The organism is Streptomyces sp. P5F9 (assembly GCF_057961495.1).
On record NZ_JBXVPZ010000096.1, the window covers coordinates 1 to 25,709 of the forward strand.

The 25,709-nt window shown below is 70.1% G+C and carries 22 protein-coding genes and 2 tRNA genes; 4 read left to right on the top strand and 20 right to left on the bottom strand.

Annotated elements, in window-relative coordinates:
• Nucleotides 1-858, top strand: an 858-nt coding sequence (locus AC31A1_RS17990) for a hypothetical protein (RefSeq protein ID WP_489654270.1), incomplete at its 5' end; no start/stop codon positions are given.
• A gap of 78 nt (nucleotides 859-936) precedes the next feature.
• Here the strand turns inward: AC31A1_RS17990 and clpX are convergent.
• The 5 genes from clpX to AC31A1_RS18015 form a co-directional block, all read right to left on the bottom strand.
• Nucleotides 937-2,223 carry an ATP-dependent Clp protease ATP-binding subunit ClpX gene (gene clpX / locus AC31A1_RS17995; protein ID WP_033285988.1) on the bottom strand — a complete coding sequence of 429 codons (1,287 nt, stop codon included), beginning with the start codon at nucleotides 2,221-2,223 and terminating at the stop codon, nucleotides 937-939.
• Nucleotides 2,224-2,383: 160 nt separating this feature from the next.
• Complete coding sequence (locus AC31A1_RS18000; protein WP_489654271.1) at nucleotides 2,384-3,064, bottom strand: ATP-dependent Clp protease proteolytic subunit; 681 nt, start codon at nucleotides 3,062-3,064, stop codon at nucleotides 2,384-2,386.
• A 50-nt stretch (nucleotides 3,065-3,114) separates the two neighbouring features.
• Entirely contained in the window at nucleotides 3,115-3,717 is a 603-nt protein-coding gene (locus AC31A1_RS18005) for an ATP-dependent Clp protease proteolytic subunit (protein ID WP_033285987.1), read from the bottom strand.
• 340 nt (nucleotides 3,718-4,057) lie between these two features.
• The gene (tig, locus tag AC31A1_RS18010; protein ID WP_489654272.1) at nucleotides 4,058-5,428 is read right to left on the bottom strand and encodes a trigger factor; all 1,371 of its coding nucleotides are present in this window, start codon (nucleotides 5,426-5,428) and stop codon (nucleotides 4,058-4,060) included.
• A gap of 194 nt (nucleotides 5,429-5,622) precedes the next feature.
• Nucleotides 5,623-5,699: transfer RNA gene (locus tag AC31A1_RS18015), tRNA-Pro, on the bottom strand.
• Between the two features lie 164 nt (nucleotides 5,700-5,863).
• On the opposite strand from AC31A1_RS18015, the gene AC31A1_RS18020 reads away from it, so the two are divergent.
• Nucleotides 5,864-5,937 (top strand) — tRNA-Gly (locus AC31A1_RS18020).
• Between the two features lie 81 nt (nucleotides 5,938-6,018).
• On the opposite strand, the gene AC31A1_RS18025 is transcribed toward AC31A1_RS18020, so the two are convergent.
• Nucleotides 6,019-6,213 carry a hypothetical protein gene (locus AC31A1_RS18025; RefSeq protein WP_026151384.1) on the bottom strand — a complete coding sequence of 65 codons (195 nt, stop codon included), beginning with the start codon at nucleotides 6,211-6,213 and terminating at the stop codon, nucleotides 6,019-6,021.
• A 303-nt stretch (nucleotides 6,214-6,516) separates the two neighbouring features.
• Here AC31A1_RS18025 and AC31A1_RS18030 point away from each other — a divergent pair, with 303 nt between their 5' ends.
• Nucleotides 6,517-7,623, top strand: coding sequence for an acyltransferase family protein (locus tag AC31A1_RS18030; RefSeq protein WP_489654273.1), 1,107 nt, complete (start codon nucleotides 6,517-6,519; stop codon nucleotides 7,621-7,623).
• Between the two features lie 35 nt (nucleotides 7,624-7,658).
• Here the strand turns inward: AC31A1_RS18030 and AC31A1_RS18035 are convergent, their stop codons facing one another.
• The 13 genes from AC31A1_RS18035 to AC31A1_RS18095 form a co-directional block, all read right to left on the bottom strand.
• The gene (locus AC31A1_RS18035) at nucleotides 7,659-9,083 is read right to left on the bottom strand and encodes a DUF6177 family protein (protein WP_489654274.1); all 1,425 of its coding nucleotides are present in this window, start codon (nucleotides 9,081-9,083) and stop codon (nucleotides 7,659-7,661) included.
• Entirely contained in the window at nucleotides 9,080-13,147 is a 4,068-nt protein-coding gene (eccCa, locus tag AC31A1_RS18040) for a type VII secretion protein EccCa (RefSeq protein WP_489654275.1), read from the bottom strand. The genes AC31A1_RS18035 and eccCa overlap by 4 nt, the downstream gene beginning before the upstream one ends.
• A gap of 52 nt (nucleotides 13,148-13,199) precedes the next feature.
• On the bottom strand, nucleotides 13,200-14,423 hold the full coding sequence (locus AC31A1_RS18045; protein ID WP_489654276.1) for a CpaE/TadZ family protein: 1,224 nt from the start codon (nucleotides 14,421-14,423) through the stop codon (nucleotides 13,200-13,202).
• A 25-nt stretch (nucleotides 14,424-14,448) separates the two neighbouring features.
• Nucleotides 14,449-15,804: a type VII secretion integral membrane protein EccD gene (gene eccD, locus AC31A1_RS18050; protein WP_489654277.1), complete on the bottom strand. Its 1,356-nt coding sequence runs from the start codon at nucleotides 15,802-15,804 to the stop codon at nucleotides 14,449-14,451.
• 14 nt (nucleotides 15,805-15,818) lie between these two features.
• Nucleotides 15,819-16,112: a hypothetical protein gene (locus tag AC31A1_RS18055; protein ID WP_489654278.1), complete on the bottom strand. Its 294-nt coding sequence runs from the start codon at nucleotides 16,110-16,112 to the stop codon at nucleotides 15,819-15,821.
• 100 nt (nucleotides 16,113-16,212) lie between these two features.
• Nucleotides 16,213-16,734 carry an HD domain-containing protein gene (locus tag AC31A1_RS18060; RefSeq protein WP_489654279.1) on the bottom strand — a complete coding sequence of 174 codons (522 nt, stop codon included), beginning with the start codon at nucleotides 16,732-16,734 and terminating at the stop codon, nucleotides 16,213-16,215.
• A gap of 220 nt (nucleotides 16,735-16,954) precedes the next feature.
• Nucleotides 16,955-17,674 (bottom strand): DUF6508 domain-containing protein, encoded by a 720-nt coding sequence (locus AC31A1_RS18065; RefSeq protein ID WP_489654280.1) that lies wholly within the window; start codon nucleotides 17,672-17,674, stop codon nucleotides 16,955-16,957.
• A 6-nt stretch (nucleotides 17,675-17,680) separates the two neighbouring features.
• Nucleotides 17,681-18,085 carry a hypothetical protein gene (locus AC31A1_RS18070; protein WP_489654281.1) on the bottom strand — a complete coding sequence of 135 codons (405 nt, stop codon included), beginning with the start codon at nucleotides 18,083-18,085 and terminating at the stop codon, nucleotides 17,681-17,683.
• A 46-nt stretch (nucleotides 18,086-18,131) separates the two neighbouring features.
• A complete protein-coding gene (locus AC31A1_RS18075; RefSeq protein WP_489654282.1) occupies nucleotides 18,132-20,861 on the bottom strand; it encodes an ADP-ribosyltransferase in 2,730 nt (909 codons plus the stop codon).
• A 2-nt stretch (nucleotides 20,862-20,863) separates the two neighbouring features.
• Nucleotides 20,864-21,268, bottom strand: coding sequence for a DUF6507 family protein (locus tag AC31A1_RS18080; RefSeq protein ID WP_393755577.1), 405 nt, complete (start codon nucleotides 21,266-21,268; stop codon nucleotides 20,864-20,866).
• A 94-nt stretch (nucleotides 21,269-21,362) separates the two neighbouring features.
• On the bottom strand, nucleotides 21,363-21,677 hold the full coding sequence (locus AC31A1_RS18085; RefSeq protein WP_393755579.1) for a pore-forming ESAT-6 family protein: 315 nt from the start codon (nucleotides 21,675-21,677) through the stop codon (nucleotides 21,363-21,365).
• Between the two features lie 77 nt (nucleotides 21,678-21,754).
• Nucleotides 21,755-22,087 (bottom strand): hypothetical protein, encoded by a 333-nt coding sequence (locus AC31A1_RS18090; RefSeq protein WP_393755581.1) that lies wholly within the window; start codon nucleotides 22,085-22,087, stop codon nucleotides 21,755-21,757.
• 189 nt (nucleotides 22,088-22,276) lie between these two features.
• The gene (locus AC31A1_RS18095) at nucleotides 22,277-23,455 is read right to left on the bottom strand and encodes a SpoIIE family protein phosphatase (protein WP_489654283.1); all 1,179 of its coding nucleotides are present in this window, start codon (nucleotides 23,453-23,455) and stop codon (nucleotides 22,277-22,279) included.
• A gap of 162 nt (nucleotides 23,456-23,617) precedes the next feature.
• Here AC31A1_RS18095 and AC31A1_RS18100 point away from each other — a divergent pair, with 162 nt between their 5' ends.
• A complete protein-coding gene (locus tag AC31A1_RS18100; protein ID WP_489654284.1) occupies nucleotides 23,618-24,877 on the top strand; it encodes a GNAT family N-acetyltransferase in 1,260 nt (419 codons plus the stop codon).
• A gap of 16 nt (nucleotides 24,878-24,893) precedes the next feature.
• Here AC31A1_RS18100 and AC31A1_RS18105 read toward each other — a convergent pair.
• Nucleotides 24,894-25,709, bottom strand: an 816-nt coding sequence (locus tag AC31A1_RS18105) for an Fpg/Nei family DNA glycosylase (protein WP_489654285.1), incomplete at its 5' end; no start/stop codon positions are given.

The following is a 25,709-nucleotide window of genomic DNA, read 5'->3' on the forward strand; positions in this document are numbered from 1 at the left end:
CAGCCCGGCTACGGCTACCCGGCGCAGCCCCCGCAGGGCGTCCCGCCGCAGGGCCCCTACGGCCAGCCGCAGCCGCCGTACGGGCAGCAGGCGCCGTACGGCCAACCTCCTTACGGGCAGCCCCCGTACGGTGTTCCGCAGCCGCCGGCGCCCGGGGGCAGGAAGAAGACCGGGCTCATCATCGGCGCGGTCGCGGTCGTGGCCGCCATCGGCGTGGGCGTGTACTTCGTGCTCGGCTACACCGGGTCGTCAGGTCTCGCGGACGACGGTCCGCACAAGCTGACGACACCGGCCAAGGTGCTCGCCGACTACAACCGGGCCACCAAGGACGGCGACACCAGCGACAACGGCTCGTCGACCGTGAAGGACCTGGAGAAGAGCGGCGTCAAGAACGGCACCGCCGTCTTCGGCGCCTACACGACGGCCGACCTGAGCGGCTACAACCCGAGCGACCCCTCCACCGCACCCGGCCAGACCGAGCTCCTCACGGCCAAGGGTGTCCAACTCGTCGGCGCCTACGGCAAGATCGCCGATCCGGAGAAGGCCCTGGACGCGTTCTTCGCGGACATCCAGAAGGACGTCAAGCAGAGCGACTCCTCCAGCAGCAGCTCGACGGGCGGCAGCGAACTGGTCGGGGAGCCCGAGTCGGTCGACGTCGACGGCGCGGTCATGAAGTGCCAGGCCGCCAAGGGGACCAACCAGCTCACCAAGAAGCAGCAGACCGACTGGTTCTGCGCCTGGGCCGACTACAGCACGATCGCGATGGTCTCTCCCGGTGACAACACGGCCGACGTGTCGAAGGACACCGCCGTCGACATGACCACCAAGCTCCGCAAGGAAGTTCGGGTGAAGATCTGACCCCGGAGGCCTCAACTGCGAAGGGCGCCCGGTCGGTTGACCGACCGGGCGCCCTTCGTGTCGTACGGAGACTGTCGGCTATGCCGTCTTCTGCTCGCCCGGGCCGCGGCCCCGCGCGTCGCGCGGGATCAGGGTCGGGTTGACGTTCGACAGGACGACGTCCGCCGTGATGACCACGCGGGCCACGTCCTTGCGGGACGGGACCTCGTACATGACGCCCTGGAGGACTTCCTCCATGATGGCGCGCAGGCCGCGGGCGCCGGTCTGGCGGAGGATGGCCTGGTCGGCGATGGCTTCGAGGGCCTCGCGCTCGAAGTCCAGCTCCACGCCGTCGAGTTCGAAGAGGCGCTCGTACTGCTTGACGAGTGCGTTGCGCGGCTCGATGAGGATCTGGAGCAGGGCCTCGCGGTCCAGGTTGTGGACCGAGGTGATGACGGGCAGGCGGCCGATGAACTCGGGGATCATGCCGAACTTCACCAGGTCCTCGGGCATGACGTCCTCGAACTGGTCCTTGGCCTGTAGCTCCCGCTTCGAGCGGATCGTCGCGCCGAAGCCGATGCCCTTCGCGCCGGCCCTGGACTCGATGAGCTTCTCCAGGCCCGAGAAGGCACCTCCCACGATGAACAGGACGTTCGTCGTGTCGATCTGGATGAACTCCTGGTGGGGGTGTTTACGGCCGCCCTGCGGCGGGACCGAGGCCGTGGTGCCCTCCAGGATCTTCAACAGGGCCTGCTGGACGCCCTCGCCGCTCACATCACGCGTGATCGACGGGTTCTCGCTCTTGCGGGCGACCTTGTCGATCTCGTCGATGTAGATGATGCCCGTCTCGGCCTTCTTGACGTCGTAGTCAGCGGCCTGGATGAGCTTCAGCAGGATGTTCTCGACGTCCTCGCCCACATAGCCCGCCTCCGTGAGCGCGGTCGCGTCGGCGATCGCGAACGGCACGTTCAGCATGCGGGCCAGGGTCTGGGCGAGGAGGGTCTTGCCCGAGCCCGTGGGGCCGAGCAGGAGGATGTTGGACTTCGCCAACTCGATGGCGTCCTCGCGGCTTTGGCCGCCGCCGTTCTCACCGGCCTGGACGCGCTTGTAGTGGTTGTACACCGCGACCGAGAGGGCCTTCTTCGCCGACTCCTGGCCGACGACGTACCCCTCAAGGAACTCGTAGATCTCCCGGGGCTTGGGGAGTTCCTCCCAGCGGACCTCGCTCGTCTCCGCGAGTTCTTCCTCGATGATCTCGTTGCAGAGGTCGATGCACTCGTCGCAGATGTACACACCGGGCCCTGCGATGAGCTTCTTGACCTGCTTCTGGCTCTTGCCGCAGAACGAGCACTTGAGCAGATCGCCGCCGTCACCGATGCGTGCCACGGTGTGCTTCCCCTTCGCCTGGGAGACGCCTACGTCCAGCGACTCCTGGTGCTGCCTTATGTCCGACGGTACCTTGCCGGGCCCCCCGTTCGGGCCCCCCTTGGCACGGTTCACTTCCACGTGGACCGTGCCGAGGGGTGGTGGACGATACAGGTCCGGGTCAGCGGACGTCGGCGTTGTTCATCTTCCGGGTGGAGATGATCTGGTCGATCAGGCCGTACGCCAGGGCGTCCTCGGCCGTGAGGATCTTGTCGCGCTCGATGTCCTCGCGGATCTTGTCCAGCGGGGTGGTCGAGTGCTTGGCCAGCATGTCCTCCAGCTGGGCACGCATGCGGAGGATCTCGTTGGCCGCGATCTCCAGGTCGGAGACCTGGCCCCGGCCCGTCTCGCTGTACGGCTGGTGGATCAGCACGCGCGCGTTCGGCAGCGCCATGCGCTTGCCCGGCGTACCGGCCGCCAGCAGGACGGCGGCGGCGGACGCGGCCTGGCCCATGCAGACGGTCTGGACGTCCGGCTTCACGAACTGCATCGTGTCGTAGATCGCAGTCAGGGCGGTGAAGGAGCCACCGGGGCTGTTGATGTAGATCGAGATGTCACGGTCGGGGTCCATCGACTCCAGGCACAGCAGCTGCGCCATGACGTCGTTGGCCGACGCGTCGTCGATCTGGACACCGAGGAAGATCACGCGCTCCTCGAAGAGCTTCGCGTACGGGTCGTACTCACGGACGCCCTGCGAGGTGCGCTCGACGAAGCGCGGGATGACGTAGCGGGATTCGGCGGCGGGGGCCGTGTATTCGGCGCGTGCGTGCTCGTACAGGCCGTTGCCGGGGAAGTTGTTCACTGTCTCTCTCCTGGGGGCTGTGGCGGTCGGCTGGGGGCTGTCCTGGGGCCTCAGGCCCCGGTGCCGCCGCCGCCCGGCATACCGGCGGCCGTGGGAATCACGTCGTCGATGAGGCCGTACTCCTTGGCCTCCAGCGCGTCGAACCAGCGGTCGCGGTCCGAGTCGCGGGTGATCTGCTCGATGCTCTGGCCCGTGTGCTGGGACGTGAGCTCGGCCATGCGCTTCTTGGTGTGCAGCAGCCGCTCCGCGTGGATCTTGATGTCGGAGGCCGAACCGGCCAGGCCGGCGGAGGGCTGGTGGATCAGGATCTCGGCGTTCGGCAGCGCGAAGCGCTTGCCCGGGGTACCCGCGCTGAGAAGGAACTGGCCCATGGAGGCGGCGAGGCCCATGGCGATGGTCACCACGTCGTTCTTGATGAACTGCATGGTGTCGTAGATCGCCATGCCGGCCGTGATCGAGCCGCCGGGGCTGTTGATGTAGAGGTAGATGTCCTTGTCGGGGTCAGCGGCAAGGAGGAGGAGCTGCGCGGTGATCTTGTTGGCGATGTCGTCGTCGACCGCCTGACCGAGGAAGATGATCCGCTCACCGAGCAGCCGGTTGTAGACCTGGTCGCCGAGGCCACCGATAGAGGGCTCGCCGGCGGCTGTAGGCATCAGATTCGTCACGTATCCACCTGCTCGTCTTTACGACGGCGCCGGGCCGTCTCACGTGTACTGCCGGGGGCAACGGGGACTCCCCTGCCCTCGTATTCATGGACCCTAACGCGCGGGTCCCTTCGGAGAATCCCGCAAAGGGAACTGTTCGCTGTCAGCGCATGCGCTGCGCTGGCCTGAGCGGAATCCCCTGGGGTGGGGTGGTTGCGCTTGTATCGGGGCTGCGGGTCTGTGGGGGCTTGTCGCGCAGTTCCCCGCGCCCCTTTGGGGCGCACCCCGCGAAGGTAGGCAAAAGGGGCCCCGGGGGCTTGTCGCAACCCCGGGGCCCCTCGTTCACTGCTTACGCCTCGGTCGGCTCCTCGGCGGCCTCGGCCGTCTCGGTGGCCGTCTCGACCTCGTCCTCGTCCTCCAGGTCGACGATCTCGCCGTTGGTGTCCTTGACCGTGGCGGCCTCTACGACGACGGCCAGGGCCTTGCCGCGGGCCACCTCGCCGACGAGGAGGGGCACCTGGCCGCCTTCGACGACGGCCTGGGCGAACTGGTCGGGGGACATGCCGGAGGAGGCCGCGCGGCGCATGAGGTGCTCGGTGAGCTCCTCCTGGTTGACGTTCAGCTTCTCCTTGTTGACGAGCTCGTCGAGGACGAACTGCGTCTTGATGCCCTTGACCGCGGCTTCCTTGGTCTCGGTGTCGAACTCCTCGGCCGTCTTGCCCTGGATCTCCAGGTACTTGTCGAGGTCGAGGCCCATCTGGCCGAGCTGGTGGTGCTCCAGGTTGTGCTTGCGGGTGTTGATCTCGTCCTCAAGGAGCTTCTCGGGGACGGGCACCTCGACGAGCTCCAGCAGCTTCTCCAGGACGCGCTCCTGGGCCTGCGTGGCCTGGTCGTACTGCTTCATGTTCTCAAGGCGCTTGCGGCTGTCCGCGCGCAGCTCCTCCAGCGTGTCGAACTCGGAGGCGAGCTGTGCGAACTCGTCGTCCAGCGCGGGCAGTTCGCGGGCGGCGACCTGGGTGACCTTGACGGTGACCTGGGCCTCCTGGCCGGCCGCGGAGCCGCCCTTGAGCTCGGAGGCGAAGGTGGCCTCGCCACCGGCCTCCAGGCCGGTCACGGCCTCGTCGATGCCTTCGAGCAACTCGCCGGAACCGATGGTGTAGGAGACGCCCTCGGCGACACCGTCCTCCAGGACCTCGCCGTCGACCTTGGCCTCCAGGTCGAGGGTGACGACGTCACCGTCGACGGCGGCGCGCTCGACCGGGGAGGTCGCCGCGAAGCGCTCGCGGAGCTGCTCGACCGACTCGTCGATGTCCGCTTCGCTGACCTCTACGGCGTCGACCTCGACCTCGATGCCCGAGTAGTCCGGGATCTCGATGGTCGGGCGGATGTCGACCTCGGCGGTGAAGTTCAGCGTCTCGCCGTCCTTCAGCTCCGTGATGTCGACCTCGGGCTGGCCGAGCGGGTTGAGCTCCGCCTCGTTGACCGCCTCGGTGTAGAACTTCGGAAGCGCGTCGTTGACCGCCTCCTCCAGGACCGCACCGCGGCCGAACCGCTGGTCGATGACGCGAGCCGGGATCTTGCCCTTCCGGAAGCCCTTCACCGTGACCTGCTGGTTGATCTTCTTGTACGCCGCGTCGAGGCTGTCCTTGAGCTCCTCGAAGGGCACCTCGATGCTGAGCCGAACCCGGGTCGGGTTCAGGGTCTCCACGGCGCTCTTCACGGTTCGGTCTCCTTGGGGGCTGACTTCTTGGGTTGCGGACCCAGACAGGTCCGGCGGTTTCTGGTCGCCCGGAGGACTTCAGAGTGTGAGAGACACACGGGCGCGCAGCTTGCATAGTAGCCGCAGCGACGAGACCCCCCAAAAGGCGATCCCGCGAGGTACTGGTGTGATACCGGACCCGAAGGTCCGGCAAGTGGTCGGGGTGGCGGGATTTGAACCCACGGCCTTCCGCTCCCAAAGCGGACGCGCTACCAAGCTGCGCCACACCCCGTCTGGTGCGACACGTAGGGTACATGCCCGCAGGCGGTCGGGCCGCCGCATTTCACGAGCGCCGGGGTGCCGGAGAGGGCATGGGGAATGCGGTGTGCGCGGAGGGCACCCGACCCGCTACGATGCCTTCTGTGCCGCGGTCGTCTGACCTGCGGCGCGTCGTGTGCGGGCGTAGCTCAATGGTAGAGCACTAGTCTTCCAAACTAGCTACGCGGGTTCGATTCCCGTCGCCCGCTCCACATGACTCAGGGCCAGGCCGGAGGATCACTCCTCGACCTGGCCCTGAGCCGTTCCCGGGGTCCCAGCTCCCCGGTCACGGCTCAGAAGCTGATCGAGTTGATCGTCTCCGCCAGCGAGTTTATGAACCGGTTGATGGACGGAGCCATCCCGGTCGAGGCGAGGAAGAAGCCGAAGAGGATCGCGACTATGGCTGGGCCGGCCTTGATCGATCCCCCTCGGATCAACACCACCAGGATGATCGCCAACAGCAGCACCACAGACAGTGAAATGGCCACAACTGATCACACCCTCGGTCGGTCCGCTCTCCCGGCCCGGGGACGCAACCCGCGCACCCCGCCAGAACCATCGTGCCACCAACGCGGCCCACCTATGCGGCGGGTGACGCATCGTTGGTCGCAAAGGTTCGGCAGAAATGTGTTCGCAGGCCGTTCGCATTATTGGCATGCGCACATGAACAGGCCTTCTCTGTGTGCCCTTTTGCTCCTTTTGATCGGGATGAATCGTGACATCGTGAACAGATTTCGGACGCGCGTCCGATGGTTTCACCGATTCCCACAGGCAACGCTAGGGTGCCTCAGATGTTCCACGTTGACACGCCTCCGGGCCAGAACGAACAGAGCAAACAGAGCGAAAAGAACGAACAACCCACATCGCGCGACGCGTTCTTCGACAACGCGAAGTACCTGGCGATCCTGTTGGTCGCCATCGGGCACTCCTGGGAGCCCCTGAAGGGCGACAGCAGAGTGCTCCAGGGCCTGTACATGGTCGTGTACAGCTTCCACATGCCGGCGTTCATCGTCATCTCCGGCTATTTCTCCCGCAGTTTCGACATGAGCCCCGCCCGGCTGAAGCGGCTCCTCACCGGTGTCGCGCTGCCGTACATCGTCTTCGAGATCGCGTACTCGCTCTTCAGCCGCTACGCCAACGACGACCCGCACCAGCAGATCACCCTGCTCGACCCGCTCTATCTCACCTGGTTCCTCTGCTCGTTGCTCATCTGGCGGCTCACCACCCCGATCTGGAAACTGGTCCGCCACCCGCTGCCGATCGCCCTCGGCATCGCCATGCTCGCCTCCTGCACCCCGGCCATGACCGACGACTTCGATCTGCAGCGGACGGCGCAGTTCCTGCCGTACTTCGTGCTCGGTCTGGTCCTCAAGCCCGAGCACTTCCAGCTGGTGCGGCGGCGCGAGGCGCGGAAGTTGGCGGTGCCGGTGTTCGTGAGCGCGCTGGTGTTCGGCTACTGGGCGGTGCCGCGGATGAACGCGAGCTGGTTCTACCACCACGACTCCGCGCAGGAGTTCGCCGCGCCCTGGTGGGTCGGGCCGGTGATGATGCTCGCGATGTTCGGCTGCTCGCTGCTGCTGACCGCCGCCTTCTACTCCTGGGTGCCGAGCCGGACGACCTGGTTCACGGCGCTCGGCGCGGGCACGCTGTACGGCTATCTGCTGCACGGCTTCCTGATCAAGGGCGCCGGTTACGCGGGCCTGTACGACCACGCCTGGCTGCACCGGCCGTACGGCGTCGCCCTGGTGACCGGCCTCGCGGTCACCGGCGTCACCCTGCTGTGCACCCCGCCCGTACGCCGGGTGTTCCGCTTCGTGGTCGAGCCCCGGATGGAGTGGGCGTTCAAGCGTGACGCGGCCGAAGTCGCCCGTGAGCGGCAGAGAGCACTGGTGGGCTGAGCACCAGCACTGGTGGGCTGAGTACCCGCGGTGTCTCAGGCGCCCTTGAGGTGCCTCATCAGCCGCTCGAAGTCCGTCCAGCCCGTGAGGTCCGAGGGGTCGCCCGGGAAGGGGTAGTACAACGCCGGACGCCTCTTCGGGCCCAACTCGCGCGGCGGCCGCGGCAGTGGGGTGCGCCTGGCCCGGTCGCCGGGCAACTCGCGCACCTCCTCGGCACCGAGGACGAAGGCGTACGGGACGCCGGGCCCCTCGAAGCGCGGCGGTACGGACAGGTCGCGGCGGGCCCGGCGGACCTGGACCAGCATCGACTGCAGATCGTGCCGGGTGGCGAGGACCTCCGCCGCCCGGGCCACGTCGGCGTCCGTCGGCACCGTCTCGCCCGGGCCGTAGCCGAACGCCAGGGTGACGTCCTCCTCCACACCGCCTTCGGTACGGCTGATCCGAACCGTCGCGAGGCCCGGGCGCTCCGGACTGCCGACGACCACCAGCCAGGTCGGCTCGGGCGCCCGCTCGTACGCCAGGTCCGTCAACTGGCGCAGTGACCAAGGCAGGTTGGCGGGCTCCTCGGTGCCCCAGCCGGCCGGCGGCTCACCGGTGAGCTCACGCCATACGGCTTCCAGGGCGCCGCCGAGCACGAGCCGCTCGTCCGCCGGATGGACGGCCCGGAAGGACACGGCCAGCTGGCGTTCGCCGTCGTCGGCGACCTCGGGGGTGAACGACTCGGCCACGGGGGTACGGGGGTCCTGTGGCGTCGCGTCCGGGGACCCGGCCGTCACGAACAGGCCGTTGTCCCAGCGCAGTACGGCTCCGGACAGTCCGTCGTAGTAGCCGTCCTTCTCGTCCTGCACCACCCAGCGCGAGGGCCAGCCCGGCAGGTTGCCGCGGACCGCCGGGGACAGGCGCGTGCCGGCGGGGGTGACGATCTGAAGGCCCAGTCCGGCGTTGGCTACAGCCTTGAAGGCGTCCGAGAGCCAGGCGGTCATCGCGACCACCGGGCGGTCCTGGATCACCACGGCGACCTTGTCGGTGAGCACGTCCACGGCCGGTTGCGCCGCGGCCGGGGCCGGCACCGCGCGCACCCCGTCGGTGTCGACCACCGCCAGCGACCGCGCCGCCTGCGGCGGCCAGGCGGTGCCGCCGACCAGGGTGGCGACGCGGGCCGCGAAGGCACCGGCGAGTTCCTCGGCCTCCTTGACGCCGGTGGTGGCACGGGCCTCGGTCCACCAGTACGGCACCTCGGGCTCGGTCGCCCCGAGCAGCCGCTGCGCCTCTCCCCTGACCCGCACCAGCAGGGGTGCCTCGACGGAGACGAGGGGACGGCCACGCTCGTCGCAGAGCTGCACCACCGCGCCGGCTCCCTCGACGCCCGCCAGCAGGTCCGGGCCGCCGGCCAGCAGCCCCGCGAGCACGCTCAGCGGGTCGGGCATCGTCCTGGTGAGAGCGACGACATCCTTCGTCATGGGTACCTCGTCCCGTTGCCTGTTCCCACCCGGTCCTGCCTGTTTCCCGCGTGGACGGTCTGGATCAGCCGGTTCGGCTCGCCCCTGCGGACCAGGACGCCGCGACCGGACGGCTGCCGGCCGGCGTACACACCGGGGAAGAGCTGGCCCTCGCCGCGGTCGCCCGCCATCACCAGCGCCGAGGCGCCGGACTCGCGCAGGCTCTGCAGCAGCGGCTCGTACAGGCCCCGGGAGGCGCCCGCGACCCGGCGGGTGAGGACGAAGTGGAGGCCGATGTCCTGGGCCGAGGGGATGTACGGCAGGAAGGGGGCGAGCGGCTGCTGGCCGGCGGTGGTGAGGACGTCGTAGTCGTCGACGAGGATCACGATCCGCGGGCCCGACCCCCAGCTGCCGGGTTCCAGGTCGGCGCCGTCCGCGCTCTCGTCGGGCAGCCGCTTCTCCAGTTCGGTGGCGATGCCCGCGGAGAGGCCCGCGCACAGCTTGGCGTTGTAGGCGTAGCCGCCCCGGTACTCCTCCGGGACGGCGCCGCGCAGTCCACGGCGTGGGTCCATGACGGCGAAGACCAGTTCGTCCTCGCTGTAGCGCTCGATCAGGCCCTGTGCGACGGCCCTGAGCAGGTTGGTCTTGCCGCACTCGCTGTCGCCCATGATCAGCAGGTGCTGGTCGTGCTCGAACAGGTCGAGCAGGACGGGCGCCAACTGGGTCTGGTCGAGGCCGATCGGGACCCGGCGCGGTTCGGCCGCCGGGCCGGGCAGCAGGTGCGGCTCCAGGACCTGCGGCAGCACCCTGACCGGCTGGGCGGTCTCGCCCGACCAGGTCGCGCGGATCGTACGGGCCGTGCGCTCCAGGACCGTGCCGAGGTCGGCCGTGTCGGCGACGCCGTCCGTGCGGGGCAGGGCGACCTGGGCGAAGAGCTTGGTGTCGGTGAGGACGCGTCCCTTCTCGTCGGGCGAGAGGGTCTGCGCGAGCTTGCGCTCGATGCTGGACTCGCCGGCGTCGTTCAGCCGGAGCTCCACCCGCGTGCCGAACTGGGACTGAGCGGCGATGCGCACGTCGTTCCAGCGCAGCATGCCGGCGACCACGTGGATGCCGTATCCGCTGCCGCGCTTGAGGATGTCGCCGACCCCTTCGTCGAGTTCCTCGAAGTCGTCGCGCAGGGCGCCGAAGCCGTCGACGAGCAGCACGATCTCCGTGGAGGCCAGCTCGGGGACGCGGCCCGCGGCGCGCAGGGTGCGCAGCTGCTCCAGGGAGTCGATGCCGTGGCGGCGGAACAGCTCCTCCCGCTGGTCCAGCATGCCGCGCACGGAGTCGACGGTGCGGGCGCACCGCTCCCGGTCGGCCCGGCCGGCCACCCCGCCCACGTGCGGCAGGCCGGACAGCGCCTGCAGACCGCCGCCGACCAGGTCGAGGCCGTAGACGCCGACCTCCTGCGGGGTGTGGGTGAGCGCCAGGGACAGGGCCAGGGTGCGCAGCAGGGTGGTCTTGCCGGACTGGGGACCGCCGATGACCGCCGCGTGTCCGCCCGCCACCGTGAGGTCCAGATACCACTGGCCCTGCCACTGCCGGGCCGGATCGTCCAGGATGCCCAGCGGCACCTGGAGCGGGCCCCGGCCATCGGGATAGGCGCGCGAAGCGCTCGATGAGGGGTGGTGGTCGGGCGACGGGCGGGACAGCTGCATGCCGCGCGCGCCCACCTCGACGGGTCCGGCGACCTGGTCGAGGGCGACGGCGCCGGGCAGCGGGGGCAGCCAGATCTGGCGTACGGCTTGAGTGTCGGCGTTCTCTATCTGCCGGACCATGACGCCCATCTCGGTCAGCCCGGTCTCCCGGCGCCGCATCTGCGGCTCCTCCGGCCCCGAACTCTCGCCCTGGCCCAGGGTGTTGTACGCCGGATACTCCAGCGCGAGCGGCCCGGTGTCCTCGGTGTCGCGCCGGACGGGGCCGCGGTAGGCACCGGAGACGTAGCCCGCCTTGAACCGCTCGTAGTGGCTGGTGTCGACCTTGAGGTAGCCGAAGCCCGGCAGCGGGGGCAGGTGGAAGGCGTCCGTGGTGTCGAGGACCGTGCGGGACTCGTCGGCGGAGAAGGTACGCAGGCCGAGCCGGTACGACAGATAGGTGTCCAGGCCCTTGAGCTTGCCGCCCTCGATGCGCTGGCTGGACAGCAGCAGGTGGACGCCGATGGAGCGGCCGATGCGGCCGATGGACAGGAACAGGTCGATGAAGTCCGGCTTGGCGGTGAGGAGTTCGCCGAACTCGTCGATCACGACGAACAGGTGGGGCAGCGGTTCGAGGTCGGGGCGCTTCTCGGCCCGCAGGGCGGCGTAGTGGCCGATGTCGGCGACGTTGCCCGCCTCCTTGAGGACCTGCTGGCGCCGCTTGACCTCGCCGGCGAGCGAGGCGTGGACGCGTTCGACGAGGCCGGCCTGGTTCTCCAGGTTGGTGATCACACCCGCCACGTGCGGGACGTCCGCGAAGGGGGCGAAGGTGGCTCCGCCCTTGTAGTCGACGAGGACCAGCGCGAGGTCCTCCGGCGGATGGGTGGCGAGCAGCGCGAGGACGAGGGTGCGCAGCAGCTCCGACTTGCCGGAACCGGTGGCACCGACGCAGAGGCCGTGCGGGCCCATGCCCAGCTCGGAGGACTCCTTCAGGTCGAGGAGCACGGGTTCGTGGCTGTCGCCGACGCCGATCGGGACGCGCAGGAAGGCGCGTTCGGCGCGTGGCGCCCACAGCCGGTCCAGGTCGAGGTCGGCGACGTCGTCGATGCCGAGCAGCTCCGCGAAGTCGACCGGACCGGTCAGCGGGGCACCGACCAGGGACTCCGCGGACAGCCGCAGCGGGGCGAGCATCCGGGCCAGGCCCTCGGCGAGGGCGGTGCCGACCTCGTCGACCGTGCCGTGGGCGCTGATCGGCTCGGCCTCACGCAGGTCCTCGATGACGATCCGGGCGCCGTCGACGGTGATGCGCACGCCGACGCTGCCGGGCTCCCGTACCCGCTCGTCGAGCAGGTGCAGCACGGTGACGCCCATGTCCCGCAGGCCGACCGCGTCGTCGGGGCGAGGCAGGTCGACGGCGTCGTCCCCGTGCGCGTCGGCGACGACGAGGAGCCGGGAGGTCATGCCGAGCGCGTCCCGGCCGGACATGCCGCGGCGCACCTCGGCCGCGTAGGAGGCGCGGCGGCGCAGCTCACCGCCGATCTGCCGGGCGAGCTGGGGCAGCGAGGGGGCGATACGGCGGGCGGCGACCGGGCCGTCGAACTGCTCGGCGTCCAGCAGGTGCGGCAGCCACTTGGCCCACTCCCAGTCGGCCAGCCGGTCGCCGGGGGCCGCGACGGCCAGGGCCACGTCGTCGGGCGCATGGGTGGCGGCGGCCTGGACGAGCAGCGCGCGGGCGACGCGGAGGGTGTCCTCGCGCGGGCCGATGACGCTGATGTTGCCGACGCGGTCGAGCGGGACGGTGAGCGGCAGTTCGGTGCCGGTGCTGAAGCGGGAGGTCAGCGCGGAGGCCTCGTTGAGCATGAACCGGTCGGGCGGGGTGAGCGCGGAGGAGCCCTGCTGGGCGACCCGCAGATCGCGCACCGGCATCTGACCGGTGCCGACGCGCACCCGCAGGAAGTCCCCGTCCGTCCGTCGCCGCTCCCACAGGCGGGCGGGGTCGCGCACGATGTCGTACAGCGCGTCCGGCGGCGGGTTGAGCACCTGGGCGCGCTCGCGCCGTTCGCGTTCCTCCTTCGCCAGCTGTTCGCGCAGGTCCTCCAGGTAGGCCAGGTAGGCCTCGCGCTGGGTGCGGCGGACGCGCTGGGCCTTGCCCCGCTGGGAGAAAGCCATGGCGAGGGAGCCGGCCAGGGTGACGACGAGGATGATCGCGCCCAGCCCGGCGAACTGGCTGTTGCGCACGATGGTCATCATCACGACGGACGACATGACCCCGGCGACGGGCAGCAGCGAGTGCAGCACGGAACCGGCCTTGCCCTCGGGCAGGTTGGGCGGCGCCTCTATGGTGCGCGGCTCGGGGGCGGCCGGCGGGCGGGTGGTGCGCGCGGGACGGTGGATCAGTCGGGTGCTCATCTACGTTGCCTGGTCCTCGGGTTGGATTCCTCGGTGCCTTCCTGTCGGGCGGTCAGCGCTGCTTCTGGGAGAGCTGGAAGACGCCGGCGGCCAGCCGGGCGGCGGCCTGCCGGGTGGCCCGGGCGAGGAGATCCGTACGGATGGTGCCGCCGGAGGCGAGATGGCGGTCGTAGGGCAGGACCGTCACGGTGACTCCGGCTTCGGTCAGCTCCTGGGTCGCCCTGCCGAGGTCGACGCCGGGGTGCGGTGCGACCTCGGTGAGGACGACGACGGTGGAGGCCAGCACGTGCGGGGGCAGGTTGCGCATCCACTCCAGGACGGCGCGGGTGCTGGCGATGCCCTCCAGCGTCGCGGGCACGGTGAGCACCCTGGCCTGCGCGGCGGACAGTGCGGTACGGGCGACCTCGGCGGGCAGGGTCTCGCAGTCGACGACGGTCACCCCGAAGAAACGGCGCAGCGACACCATGACCCGCTCGTAGCCCGCGGTGTCGAGCATGGCGCCGACCTGGCCCTGGCTGCCGGGCAACAGCCAGGCGTTGCCGGGGAGTTGGACCAGGTAGCCGGTGACGTCGAGCAGCGACATCTGCGGTTCCACCAGTCCGGCGAGGTCACCGGTGGTCCAGCGCAGGCTCTCCGCGCCGAGCCGCAGCGGCAGCGAGCCGAGCGCCGGATCGGCCTCGACGAGAAGCACCGGGTCCTGGCGGTAGTGGGCGTAGGTGGCGCCCAGCAGCGCGGCGACCGTCGTCTTGCCGGAGCCGCCGCGGATGGACGTGACCGCGATCTGCCGCCCGGTGGTGACCGCCTGCTGCAGCACCTCGGCGGTCGCCGCGCTGTCGGCGACCTCGCGGGCCGCCGAGGAGGAGACGGTACGGCGTACGGCGCGCAGGGCACGGGCACCGAGCGCCTCACCGCGACGCGGCTTGACCGCGGCGGCGGCGAGCCGCTTGTCGAGCACGGGCCGGGAGTCGGGGGTGACGCGCCGCGCTGCCCGGGGCTGCTGCTGGACGGCAGGCTGCTGCTGGTAGGCGTGGGCCTGTTGGTGGTGGTGAGGAGGCGGGTCGGTGTGCGCCTGCTGCTGTGGGTAGCCGTACGCCGGTGCGGGACCCGGCGCGGGAGTGCCCGGCCGTTCCGGGGCGCCGGGCGCCTGGCGCTGTTGGCGCTGTTGGTGCTGTTGGTGCAGTGGCTGCTGTTGCTGCGGCACAGGCTGCTGATGCTGAGGCGTACCGCCTCTCAGATCGCGCAGCACGTCGCTCTGCCAGTTGTCCCCGTTCGGCATGTCGCCCTTCACTCCTGCCCTGGCCTCAGAACTTGTTGAGCAGTTGCCCATAGATGCCGAACACCCCGACGGCGAGCGGGAAGAGCCCGATCACGCCGAGGGACTCGATCAGGTCGCCGATCCGCCGCAGCCGCACCTGCACGTGCTCCGGCGGCTGGACCGCGAGGACCAGCAGCGGCAGCACTCCGGCGACGCACAGCAGCACCAGCGCCCCGGCGCCGCCCGCGTGGTCCACCCACTCCACCGCGAGCCGTACGACGAGCAGCGCGGCGCCGCAGAACAGCGCCACGACCTCGGCGACGAGCGGGAAGGCCCGGGCCTGGGACAGCAGCACCACCGCGGTGAGCGAGGTGAGGGCCACCGTCCACACGGTCGGCCGCCCGGCCGCGGTCAGCAGCCAGCCGCCGCCGGCGGCCGAGACGACGGTGGCGACGGTGATCAGCGCGAGCCCGCGGTGTGTCGCGGCGAGCGCGTTGGCGACCTGGTGGCGGCTGACCGACGCGCCCGCGGAGCGCCGGTCGTCGAGTCCTGTCAGTCCCGAGGCCATCAGCGCCAGCCGCGGCAGCATGCCGAGCAGCACGACGGAGAACACGGCCATCACCGCGCCGAGCCGGTCCGGCCGGTCCTGCACGGCGGCGACGGCCTCCCACACCAGGGTGATGAAGGCGGTGGCGCCGGCCCCGAGGAGCGCGCCGCGGCCGAGCGGGGAGAAGTAGGCGAGCAGCACGAGCGTGAGCACCAGCGCCGCGACGACACCGGCCAGCCGGGCCGGGCCGGACCAGCCGTAGGCGTCGGCGGCGGTCCAGGCGGCGAGTAGTCCGAGCCCCCCGGAGGCGAGCAGCAGCGCCGTGGCGAGCCCGCGGTTGCCGTCGCCGATCTTCGAGACGAGCGCGCCGGCGACCAGGAACACGACCGTGACGGCCGCGAGCGCGGTCGTGACGGATTCGAGCGCGAACTCGCGCCGGGCCAGCAGGGCCGCGGCCACGGCGAACACGACGGTGGCCACCCCGGAACTGGCCCGGCGTGCGGCGGGCCGCCAGCGCCAGGCGCGCAGGTCGAGGTCGTCGGCGACCTGGTCGGTGACGTCGTGCACGACGGGTGCGGGCGGCGCGGCATGGGCGCGCACCAGCTGGAGCACGGCGCCGTCGGGCACCTCGGACGACGACAGCGTGGCCTCGTGCGGCAGCACTGAGCCGTCGGAGGTGATCAGCTGCCGGGTCATGGGCCGCGCGGCGGCCCGGTCGTCGAGCAACTGCAGGATGTCGGGCAGCAGTTGCCCGATCGGGGTGTCCGACGGCAGGACGATGTCGACGCGCCGGCGCTCACCGACCAGCGTGACCCGGCTCAGTTGTGTCCGGGACGTCGTTGCTGTACTCACCACTTACCGGAACCCATTCATCGCGAAGTTGTGGCCGAGGATGCCGAGGACGGCTGTGCGGAGGAGCCGCCGTACTGCTGCTGCTCCTGCTGCTGTTGCTGCTTCTGCTTGGCCAGGGTGGCCTGCAGGAAGGACCACCCGACGCATCCGGCGCACAGGACGGCCGCGATGGCGATGCCCGCGAACACCTTCCCGAGCCGCTCGTCGGCCGAGCGCCGGGTGCGCTGCGCGCCGAAGAGCAGCGCGTCGCGCATCCGGCGCCGGCGCACCGCCACCGACTCCAGCAGTTGGCTGTCGTAGTCCCGTGCCATTGAGTTGGTCCTGTGCCTGTGGTCTCTGTGCGGTCGTCAGTCGTCGGAGGTCGTGGAGGTTTCAGGGAAGTCAGGGGATTCGAATGTCAGGGGCTTCGAGTCATGTCAGGGGCTTCGAGTCAAGGGCTTCGGGGTTCTCGGGGTTTCCGGGGTTCTCGGCGGTGATGCCGAGGTACTGCCGCATGGCGGCGTACTTCCGCGTCAGACGCCGTGCGGTGGGCTCGTCGAGTACGGCCAGCCGGCGCGGGTCGGCGTTGTGCGCGAGGTCGGCCGCCTTGACGAGCCGTGCGCCCTCGGTGGCCAGGATCCGCTCCGCGTACGCCCGCGGCTCCTCGCCCGGCCGTTTGCTCAGGGCCCGTACGACGTCCTTGGTCTGCTGGGTGAGCGCGGCCGCCGCCAGCCACTCCTCGCTCAGCACACCGTCCTCGACCGCGTCGTGCAGCCAGGCGGCGGCGATGAGTTCGCAACCGCCACCGCGGGCGCGGACGCCTTCGGCGACGGCCTCCAGGTGTTCGGCGTAGGGCCGGCCGGCCTTGTCCCGCTGGGCGGCGTGCGCTGCGCGGGCGACGGACTCGACCTCGGCGAGCGTCATGACCGGAGCGGACGACCCGTCGTACGGCATACCGCATCCCCCCTGTCCCCGTGACTTCGCCCGTGCAACATAAAACATGGACGCGCGGGCGGCGTACCCGGGGAGGCCGGGCTGCCGGGAACGGCGCCGAAACCTCCGCAGAACCTGCACACCCAGGGTCCCGAACAGGCACCTCGAACAGGCACTTGGTGCTGGACGCGCCTCACGTGGTGCGGCGGGATCTCGAATCCTGCTCAACCTCGAATCCCGCTCACTGGAAGGCGTGTGCGGCGTGCCGGTCCAGGAGCGCGACGACCATGGCGTCGAACAGACCGCTCCGTACGGCTTCCTCCACCGACCCCTCGTTGACGCGCTCACCGACCGCGAGGAAGGTGGCGGCGCGTACGGCGTCCGCGGGACGCAGCCGTCCATGGGGCGGCACCGCGGGAGGGGGAGCGGCGCTCCAGCGGTACTCCGGGGTGACGGCACCGATGCCCCACAGCGCCCTGACGACCCGCCACAGCGGCCTGCTGTAGACCGGATACGGCCACTGGGTCGCTCCGTTCGCGTTCTTCTCGCCCCCGCCCCAGCGGACGTCACGGTCGTCGTCGGTGAGGGCGGCGTAGGCGTCGGCCAGCTCCTGCCAGGCTTCGATGCCGCCGTGGTCGAGCTGGGCCAGCAGGCGCCGGTCGTCGTCCTCGGTGACGGCGCGGGCGAGTTCGTCCACGGCCTCGGGGCCGCGGACGCCGACCGGGGGTCCGGTGCCGGCGTCGCGGGCGAGCCCGGTCAGCGCGCCGGCCAGGGGGAGGCCTCGCTCACGGGCCTCCGCCACCTTGGCCGCCCATGTCTCGCCGAGGCGATACCCATCGGCACCGGTCGCTGCGCGCCGCGTCCAGTTCAGGGTGCCTTCGGCGTAGTCGGCCCAGACGTATCCGACGACTTCGCCGTCGGGGGTCTCGACGGCCACGTACTGGACGGGGTGGTGCTGCATGCGGGGTCAGGTCTCCTGGGCGAGGGCCTCGACGGCGGCGGGGTTCGGGGCGTCGGTGAGGGAACCGGGCAAGGGCCGCCCCTTACCGGCCGGGTCCGGGTCGGCCAAAAACTCCGCGAGGGCCTGGGACGGCCGAAGGCCGCGTTCCTTGGCCTTGCGCAGCCGACGGATCCAGAAGCTACCCTCGTTCACCGCCCGAGGCCCTGCGGCCTGCCGCGGCTCGTACGCCGCGGCTTCGTCCTCGTCGCAGGCCCACACATACCCGAGGACCACACCGCCCTGCTTGTCGACCACCGTGAAGTACTGCACCGGCCTGTCGGTCCAGTCCTGGTACCGCGGTGGACCGCCGGGCGCCTCCTGGAACCACATGTCCTCGGCGAAACGCGGGTTGACCGGTCGTTCACTGCTCATGAAATCCACGTTCCCTTACCTCTGCCCGGTTCTCAACGAAACGAGGCTACGACCTAGGCAGAACTTCCCCATAGACGTGATACTTGCCGTCCGTCTCGTCCAAGAAAACGCGCGTCACTTTGTACTCCGTACCGCGCGCGAGCAGCATTTCCCGTTCTCCGGGGTTTGCAGAGATGTGGTCGATCCAGAGGGCGGGCGTGCCCTTCGGCACCCTCAAGTGCATGTACACCGGCTTGAGATCGAAGGGTGGCGGCACCGTCTCGCCCAGCGCCGTGGATGTGTACCCACCGTCCGGATAGGTGCGGCCCTGCATCTCAAGCGGCGATCTCAGCCCGAGATGGTCGACTCCGGTGCCACGGATGATCATGACGTCCTCGGGCACAGGCCGTGTGCCCATGACATTGTCCATCTCGTCGATGGTGTTTCGGATGTGGGGAGACACATCCGGAGTCAGCCCCCTGAGATAGCTGTTGATCTGCGTGTAGTGGTAGTCGCTGTAGGTGTGCAGCGCATTCCGCGGGCCGTCGTCGAGGTTGTCCAGGTAGTCGTTCCAGTAGGTGTCGCCGTACGCCTGCCCCGCCTCATCGCTGAGGCTGGGCGCAGGATTCGTGCCGCGTTCCAGCTCCGCCATGGCGACCGCATGCTTCTCCGCGTCGGTGGCCAGGTTGTCGAAGTCGTCCTCCGACATGTACGGCTTGTACTCGAACGGCTCCTTGGCCGCACCATGCCCCGACGCCTCCCCGCCGAAGTGACCCGGCGCAGCCGCATCGGCGCCGTCGTGCCCGGCGATGTCCGCCGCATCGTGGCCGAGGCCGGAGTGATCGCCGACGTGCTCGGCGTCGTGGTTGTGGCCAGCGTCGTGACCAGTGCCGTCATGCCCGTCGTGACCGGCACCGTGGTCCGGATGCCCCCCGGTGCCCGGGGTGTCGTGCCCGCCCGTGTGCGGGGCGGCCGGCGGAGCGTCGTGCGGGGTGGTGTGCGGCACCTCGTGCGCCGGGGCCGTCGGGGTCTCGTGGTACCACGCCGAAGGCGTCGTACCGGCGTGCTCGCCCGCCGAGACCGCGTCGCCCGTGCCGTGCGGGATGCCTCCGTGAATGCCGTTGCCGGGGACGTGCGGGACGCCTCCGGTGACGCCGTTGTCCGGAACGTGCGGAACGCCGCTGTGGACACCGTCACCGACGGACTTCGGAACCCCGCCGTGGACGCCGTCACCCGCGGACTTCGGAATACCTCCGTGGATCCCGTTCCCGGGAACATGCGGGGCGCCGCCATGCACGGCGTTGCTCGCAGAGTGGGGAACTCCGCCGTGGACACCGTCACCCACGGACTTCGGAATGCCACCGTGGATTCCGTTCCCGGAAACATGCGGGACACCGCCATGCACGCCGTTGCTCACGGAGTGCGGAACCCCGCCGGGGACGTTGTCCGCCGCGTGCGGAAGGCCCCCGTGCACCCCATTGTCCGCCGCATGCGAGACACCCACGGACGCCGGTTCCGACGCCGGGACGGTCCAGTGGGACGGGAGGCCGGGGGCCGCTTCCTTCGGGATCGGGGTCGTCTCGACGTTGCCGGCGTGGTCGAGGAGGTTTCCGTTCGGTTGCAGGAGGCGGCCGTCGGGGAGGTGTACCGAGCCGTCGGGAAGGGTCGGGATGTCGATCTTGCCGACGCCCTTCAGGTTCTTGGCGATGTCGCCGACCTTGGACAGGCCGGCACCGGCGCCCTTCATGACGTACGTCATCGGGTCGATGATCTTGCCGGCCTTCCCGGCCAGGGAGACCGCCTTGGCCACCGCGCCCGCCTTGCCGGCCCCGGCCGCGGCCGCGCCCTCTCCACCGGTGAAGACGGTGGTGAGGACGTTGAAGGTGACCGCACCCGCGGCACGCGCGGGGTTCTTGCCCCACTCGTCCCACGCCAGCAGCGCCTTCCCCGTCTGCTTCATCGTGTTGCGCGACTCACGGAACCACGACGGCAGGGCCTTGTCCGGCAACGCCCAGAAAGCGAGCTGGGCACCCGGCATCATCGACAGCGTGAGTCCGGTCGCCAGCTGCGCCAGGCCCTTCCACGCCTGCCCCATCGCGTCCCAGCCGCCGAACCCGACCAGCGTCCCCAGACCCTTGATGGTGCCCCAGACGCCGTCCACGATCAGGCCGTCCCACACGAACGACTTCACCCAGTGCCCGACGTCGTACCAGTGGTGCTTCTGCTCCACCGGGTCGCCCCACGGCAGCTTCGCGTCCTTCAGGTCCGACGCGTTGTAGCCGTACTGGTCCTTCCTGTCCGAACCGTCGCCGGCGACCATCTGCGTGCCGTGCCACAACGCCGTGATCTCGTTGTGGCACGTACGCTCGGCGGCCCAGAACGCCGCCACCGCCGCCGTGATGTCATCCCGGATCCGGTTGTGCTTGTCGACCTTGTCGCCGTCGTACTCCCAGTCGTCGTCCCCCTTGACGGAGGCGACGAACTCCGTCGCCTCTGTCTTCAGCTGCTTCAGCTTCGCCACCAGCGGACGGATCTCGGTCGCGTACCCCGACAGTGCCGAGGAGACCGTCTCCAGATCAGTGGCGAAGGTGTCCGAGCGATCCGACACCGGCTTCGTCGACGCGAACAACGTCTCCGCCTCAGGGGCGTGGTAGTACGCCGACAGCCCCTGGAACTGCGCGTGCACGTCCGCACCCGTGGAGCGGATGTTCCCGGCGTCCTTCTTCAGAGCGCCGTAGTCCTTCTCCAGCTGCTCCAGATCACCGGTGAACTCAGGGATCTCCTCCGGATTGATCACGCCTACTTCACTCCCGGCATCGTCACTCCGGGCATGGACGCCTTGCGCTGCACCTCTGCGGCCATCGCGTCGTCGCCGTTCAGGTACGCCGTCGTCGCATCCACCGCGCCCTGCATCGACTTGCCCGCCCGCGCGGCGATGAACTGCAGGTCCTTCATCGCGTGCTCGGCGTACTGCGAGAGCGCCAGCGCCACCAGGCCGCCCTGTGCCTTCCCGCCGTCCTTGCCGCCCTGACCGCCCGACGCGCCACCCGATCCGCCGTCCGCGGAGATCGTGCCCGCGCTCGACGCCGCCGACTGCAGATGCGCGCCGTAGTCCTTCGCGTACGTCTCCAGATGCGACGCCGTCGTGCCCGTCGTCGTCAGCACATGCTGAATGCCCTGCGGACGCAGGTCCCAGCCCGTCATACCAACCCCCGTGAACCCGGCACCCGGCCGTCACCAACCATCAAGAACCACATCAGCCACAGCGGCCACCGGTGAACCACCAACCAGCCCCGGTTCAGCCGATGTTGTCCACCGCCGACTTCGCCTTCGCCAACGTCGAATGCGCCGTCGAGTCGTTCTTCTCCATCGTCGTCTTCAGCAGCTGAATGATGTTCCGGACCTCCTGCGAGGCCTGGTTCCAGCGGTGCTCCTTGCCGTGGTACTCATCCGCCACACCGTCGGCCGTGAAGTCCGACATCGCCTTCTTCACCTGCTTGTCCCGCGCCGAGATCACCGTCTCCAACTGGGCGATCACCCCCGCGAGGTTCCCCTGCACGTCCCCCGACGCCGTCGTGTCGTAGGAACGACGATCCGAACCCGCACCCGCCATCACACACCACTCCCCGAAAACAACCTGAACGACCTGAACGACCTGAACAACGCGAACGAAGCGAACGAAGCGAACTCTCAGCGGCCCGAGAACCGTGCCGCGTCGAAATTGGCCGACCCCATGTGCTGCCGGGCGTTGTCACGCTGCTCGTCGTCACCCGTGCTGAACGCGCTGTCCATCCCGGACTGGCCGCCCAGAATCGCCGCCAACGACGAGTTCAGCTCCTTCGTGATCCCGTCCGCCCGCAGCTTGAACTGATCGAAGGCCGCACGGCCCCCGCCGTTGAACTTCCCCTCCAACGGCTCCGCCGCCCGCACCAACTGCTGGATCAGCGTGCCCAGATCCTGACTCGATCCGCGCGAGTCACGCATCAGCGTCGACAGCGCCTGCGCACCCATGTCGAACTTCATGTCGGCTCCCCCCGTACAGGCTCACGCGGCGTGTGCCGCTCGTGTCACATACGGATTCATCAATATCAACTCGTGAATCGTCCGGGCAACCCGGGGCCTTCACCATCACAAAGTCGGCAAACTTTCCTCACCGAAGACCAGAAGACCAGGCCAGGGGAGGGGAGGAACCACCTCGGCCGCCGGTGCGGGTCAGCGGCCCGCCTGGGCCGTCGGGCCCTCGCGGCAGACCAGCAGCAGGGCCCGGTCGTCGTTGACGTCCTTGGCGACCGCCTCGATGAGGTGCCAGGCGGCGCCGTGGAAGCCGCCGGCGACATAGCGGTCGGCCTCGCCGGTGAGGCGGTCGATGCCCTCGACGATGTCCCGGTCGGAGGTCTCCACCAACCCGTCTGTGAACAGCATCAACACGTCCCCGGGCCGCAGCGATCCCTTCACAGAGTCGAACTGCGCGCCGTCGTACACACCGAGCAGTGGCCCTTCCGCCGCCTTCTCCTCCCAGCGGCCGCTGCCCGCGCTGAGCTGGAGGCCCGGCGGGTGGCCGGCGGAGAAGAGTTCGTAGTCGCCGGAGTCGAGGTCCAGGACGAGGTGGATCGAGGTCGCGAAGCCCTCGTCCCAGTCCTGGCGGAGCAGATAGCCGTTGGCGGCGGGCAGGAACGCGTGCGGGGGCAGCGAGCCGAGCAGGCCGCCGAAGGCGCCCGACAGCAGCAGGGCGCGTGAGCCCGCGTCCATGCCCTTGCCGGAGACGTCGGTGAGGACCACTTCCATGGTCCGACCACCGTTCGTCCGGGCCGCGACCACGAAGTCGCCGGAGAACGACTGGCCGCCCGCCGGCCGCAGCGCCATCTCCCGGTGCCAGCCCTGCGGGAGTTGGGGCAGCTTGCTCTGCACCCGGATCCGCTCGCGCAGGTCGAAGAGCATCGTGCCGCCGCGCCGCCAGGGCACGCCCACCCGGCTGCGGAACTGCGCGATCAGCAGCCCGAAGAAGCCGCACGCGGCCACCACGAGCACCACGCCCGGGGTCACCCGCGCCGGGCCCTCGGTGTACGGGCCGAGCCTCACCGACTCCACGATCAGACCGGTGGCCGCCGCCGCGTACAGGCCGAGCAGGCTCGCGGGCCGCAGCAGCAGACCGCCCGCGACGATCGGCAGGACCAGCGCGGCCGCCGAGAACCACACCGCGTTGGCGAGGGTCATGGCCACGATCACCGGGATCGTGATCAGCAGCCCGGCCAGCGCGACCCAGTCCGAGCCGTCCCCGCGGAAGTAGTCGACGGCACTTCTGCGCAGGCCGGTGCGGACCCGGTGAACCAGCTTCTTCAACCGGGCCGTGAACGTGTCGGCCTCCGCGCGCCGCTCTCGTCCTGCTGCCATTAGTTCGGGACCCTATCCATCCGACCAGCCGCTTGGCACGGGAGGTCCCACTTGTCCCCCCTGCGAGGTTCAACTTCACAGTGAACTTCACCGGAGGCCGTCGTGGTGGCGCCGAGCGGAAATTCCCTGGCTCGTCACGCAATGCGCTGGTAGGCATGGTCCATGGGGACAGTTGCGAGAAACACACCGGCCGGGCCGACCGAGCTGCGGGTACTGCGCCGGGACGAGTGGAACACCTGGTACGACAACCTTGTCGACGCCTTCGGTGGCGTCCCGGAGTCGCCCGAGGAGCGTGAGCTGTGGCAGCGGCTCACCGAGTTCGACCGCTCCCTCGGCGTCTGGGAGGGGGACGCGTGCGTGGGGACGGCGGGCGCGTTCAGCTTCCGGGTCACCGTGCCCGGCGGCGCCTCCGTGCCCGCCGCGGGCATCACGATGGTCAGCGTGGCCGCGACGCACCGGCGGCGGGGCATCCTGACGTCGATGATGCGGCGGCAGCTGGACGACATACGGTCCTGGGGCGAGCCGTTCGCCGTGCTGACGGCCTCCGAGCCGGCGATCTACGGCCGGTTCGGGTACGGCGTCGCGACGATGCGGACGACCGCCGAGATCGACACCGACCGGGTGCGGCTCTCGGTACCGCCGGGCACGGACGACGTACGCCTGCGCTTCGCCGAACCCGCCGCCGTACGGGACCAGTGCGAGGCGGTGTACGCGCGGCTGGTGGCCGGGCGGCCGGGGATGACGGCGCGGCGGCCCGGGTGGGAGGACCTGCCGCTGCTGGACCCGGAGAGCGAGCGGGAGGGGTCCTCTCCGCTGCGGTGCGTGGTGGCCGAGAGGGACGGTGAAGTCGTCGGCTACACGCGGTACTTCGTCAAGCCCGAGTGGGACGTCCAGGGCCCCAAGGGGACCGTCCTGCTGCGTGATCTGGAGGCGCTGGACCCGGCGTCGTACGCGGCGCTGTGGCGGTTCCTCTTCGACATCGACCTGACGCGGAAGGTGGCACTGCGCAGCCGTCCCGTCGACGACGCCTGGCAGCATCTGGTCTCCGACATCCGCCGGTGCTCGATCCGGCAGGTGGACTCGCTGCACGTACGGCTGGTGGACCTCGGCGCCTCTCTGGAGGCGCGCACCTACCAGGCGCCCGTGGACGTCGTGTTCGAGGTCGCGGACGCCTTCTGCCCCTGGAACGAGGGGCGTTGGCGGCTCACCGGCGACGCGAAGGGCGCGTCCTGCAAGCGCACCGAGGAGCCGGCCGATCTCGCCCTGTCCGTACGGGAGTTGGGGTCCGCGTATCTCGGCGGGGTGTCCCTCGCGTCCCTCGCGGGGGCCGGTCGGGTGCGGGAGCTGCGGGCCGGGGCGCTGGCCGAGGCGTCCCTGGCGTTCGGGTCGACGGTCGCGCCCTGGCTGCCGCACGGGTTCTAGGACATCCCCAACAGCGCTACGGCTTCTGGCAGTTGGGGCACCAGAACAAGTTGCGGGCGGCGAGGTCGGCGGTGCGGATCTCGCCGCCACAGATGTGGCAGGGCTGGTGGGCCCGGCGGTAGACGTAGACCTCGCCGCCGTGGTCGTCGACGCGCGGCGGGCGGCCCATCGCCTCAGGGGTGTGTTCGGGGCGGACGGTGTCGATGCGGTTGTTGCGGACGCCCTCGCGCATCAGCTCGACGAGGTCGGTCCAGATCGCGTCCCACTCGGCGGGCGTGAGGTCCTTGCCCGCGCGGTACGGGTCGATGCCGTGCCGGAAGAGGACCTCGGCGCGGTAGACGTTGCCGACGCCCGCGATGACCTTCTGGTCCATCAGCAGGGCGGCGATCGTCGTACGGCTGCGGGAGACGCGTTTGTACGCCGCGTCCGGGTCGGTGTCCTCGGCCGGGCGCAGGGGGTCGGGGCCGAGGCGGTCGTGTATCGCCTGCTTCTCGGTGTCCGTGATCAGGGCGCAGGTGGTGGGGCCGCGGAGATCGACGTACGACGTGTCGTTCGCGAGGCGTAGGCGGACGGTGTCCGTGGGCGGGGGTGCGGGGGCTCCGCCGAAGCCGACCTTGCCGAAGAGACCCAGGTGGATGTGGATCCAGTCGGCGTCCCGGAAACCCAGGAACAGGTGCTTGCCGTGGGCTTCCGTGCGGGTGAGTTCCGTACCGGTCAACAGTGCTGCGGCGTCGCTGAACTTGCCCTGGGGACTGGTGACTTGCACGGCTCGGTCGGCGAAGTGACTGCCGTAGTCCAGTGCGAGCCGGTGAATCGTGTGCCCCTCTGGCAC